Annotated in this window: 1 protein-coding gene; it reads right to left on the reverse strand. The window is 69.5% G+C overall.

The genetic code is table 11. The annotated features are described in order from the left end of the window. On the reverse strand, positions 1–2,708 hold a 2,708-nt coding region (locus EOA32_RS36055; RefSeq protein WP_348632246.1), incomplete at its 3' end, for a DUF4347 domain-containing protein. Positions 2,709–2,714: the final 6 nt, after the last annotated feature.

Raw genomic sequence — 2,714 nt, forward strand, 5'->3', positions numbered from 1 at the left:
CCTGTGGCGCCGGTCGCTCCAGTCGCGCCAGTTGCACCCGTAGCGCCGGTCGCTCCAGTCGCGCCAGTTGCTCCGGTAGCTCCAGTCGCACCAGTGGCGCCCGTTGCTCCGGTATCACCCGTGGCGCCGGTCGCACCTGTGGCGCCGGTTGCTCCGGTCGCACCCGTCGAGCCCGTTGCTCCGGTATCGCCCGTGGCGCCGGTCGAGCCCGTTGCTCCAGTCGCACCTGTGGCGCCGGTTGCTCCGGTCGCGCCAGTCGAGCCGGTGGCGCCCGTTGCTCCGGTATCGCCGGTAGCGCCAGTCGCACCTGTGGCGCCCGTTGCCCCGGTATCGCCGGTGGCGCCAGTCGCACCTGTGGCGCCGGTTGCTCCGGTCGCACCTGTCGAGCCGGTTGCTCCGGTCGCACCGGTCGAGCCCGTCGAGCCGGTGGCGCCCGTTGCTCCGGTATCACCCGTGGCGCCGGTCGCACCTGTGGCGCCGGTTGCTCCGGTCGCACCTGTGGCGCCGGTTGCTCCGGTCGCACCGGTCGAGCCCGTTGCTCCGGTATCGCCCGTGGCGCCGGTCGCACCTGTGGCGCCGGTTGCTCCGGTCGCGCCAGTCGAGCCGGTGGCGCCGGTTGCTCCGGTCGCACCTGTGGCGCCGGTTGCTCCGGTCGCACCTGTCGAGCCGGTGGCGCCTGTAGCTCCGGTATCACCGGTGGCACCTGTGGCGCCGGTTGCTCCGGTCGCACCCGTCGAGCCGGTGGCGCCTGTAGCTCCGGTATCACCGGTGGCGCCAGTGGCGCCGGTTGCTCCGGTCGCACCGGTCGAGCCCGTCGAGCCGGTGGCGCCCGTTGCTCCGGTATCACCCGTGGCGCCGGTCGCACCTGTGGCGCCGGTTGCTCCGGTCGCGCCCGTCGAGCCGGTGGCGCCCGTTGCTCCGGTATCACCCGTGGCGCCGGTCGCACCTGTGGCGCCGGTTGCTCCGGTCGCACCCGTCGAGCCGGTGGCGCCTGTAGCTCCGGTATCACCGGTGGCGCCGGTCGCACCTGTGGCGCCGGTTGCTCCGGTCGCACCGGTCGAGCCCGTTGCTCCGGTATCGCCCGTGGCGCCGGTTGCTCCGGTATCGCCCGTGGCTCCGGTCGCACCTGTGGCGCCGGTTGCTCCGGTCGCACCCGTCGAGCCGGTGGCGCCTGTTGCTCCGGTCGCACCTGTGGCGCCCGTTGCTCCGGTATCACCCGTGGCGCCGGTCGCACCTGTGGCGCCGGTTGCTCCGGTCGCGCCCGTCGAGCCGGTGGCGCCCGTTGCTCCGGTATCACCCGTGGCGCCGGTGGCGCCTGTTGCTCCGGTCGCACCTGTGGCGCCCGTTGCTCCGGTATCACCCGTGGCGCCGGTCGCACCTGTGGCGCCGGTTGCTCCGGTCGCACCCGTCGAGCCGGTGGCGCCCGTTGCTCCGGTATCACCGGTGGCGCCGGTCGCACCTGTGGCGCCGGTTGCTCCGGTCGCACCAGTCGAGCCGGTTGCGCCCGTTGCTCCGGTATCACCCGTGGCGCCAGTCGCGCCTGTGGCGCCTGTAGCTCCGGTCGCGCCCGTCGAGCCCGTTGCTCCGGTATCACCCGTGGCGCCAGTCGCGCCTGTAGCGCCGGTCGCACCTGTCGAGCCGGTGGCGCCCGTTGCTCCGGTATCGCCAGTGGCGCCGGTTGCTCCGGTCGCGCCAGTCGCACCGGTAGCGCCAGTTGCACCGGTTGCCCCGGTATCGCCCGTGGCTCCGGTCGCACCTGTGGCGCCGGTTGCTCCGGTCGCGCCTGTCGAGCCCGTTGCTCCGGTATCGCCCGTAGCGCCGGTCGTACCGGTAGCGCCAGTCGCACCGGTTGCTCCGGTAGCGCCCGTAGCGCCGGTCGTACCGGTAGCGCCAGTCGCACCGGTTGCTCCGGTAGCGCCCGTGGCCCCGGTCGCACCTGTCGCGCCGGTCGCACCTGCGGCACCTGTAGCTCCAGTCGGACCCGCGGGTCCGGTCGCGCCTTGACCTGTGGTGGCGATGAAGGCAGCGGTATCAAAGTGATTGCCATTATCGCCATTATTATTATCTACAGGCGTAAAACTATAACCTCCGGGAACTGGAGAAAGCGTACCGTAGAGTTTGAAAGTGCTGTCGTAGACAAAATAAATATCAGTAGTGTTTGGAATCGTTATTGTTGTAGAAAAGTCGGTGATTAAACCGTTTTGGTTTGCAGACGGAAGCTGAAAACTACCGACAACTGTATCATCGGCAGTATTAAGCGACGGATTGGTCGGAGGAATCGCGTGAGTGTCCACTATATAGTATGTGTTAACAGCCGAAGAGCTGCCGCCAGCAGTTATGTCCCCGGTGAGTGTGAGATCGGCCGCTGCGAGCACCCCGATGTAACTTGCTACGCCAACTGGGGTCAGCGGCGGCAGGGGCGCCGACGCGCCCGCACGTGCGGGTAGTTCCCACGCACCGCCCAGGACTGCCGCACCGACAAGCGAACTGGACGCGCAGACATCCACGCCGACGGCCGCTTCCAAAGCGTCGACGAACGCATCGCCCGCCTTTCCCAGCGCCGTCTCGCAGCTCCATAGCCGCAGTTCACCGTCCGCAGCGAGCGCCCTGCCGATTGCGGCGAATTCCTCAGCCGCCCCCTTCAACGTCCCGACCGACCATTCTCCTGAAGCGAAAACAACCCGACCCGGCGCGCCGTGCGCGATGATGTGGAC

Source organism: Mesorhizobium sp. M1A.F.Ca.ET.072.01.1.1 (assembly GCF_004023325.1).
Taxonomy (GTDB): domain Bacteria; phylum Pseudomonadota; class Alphaproteobacteria; order Rhizobiales; family Rhizobiaceae; genus Mesorhizobium.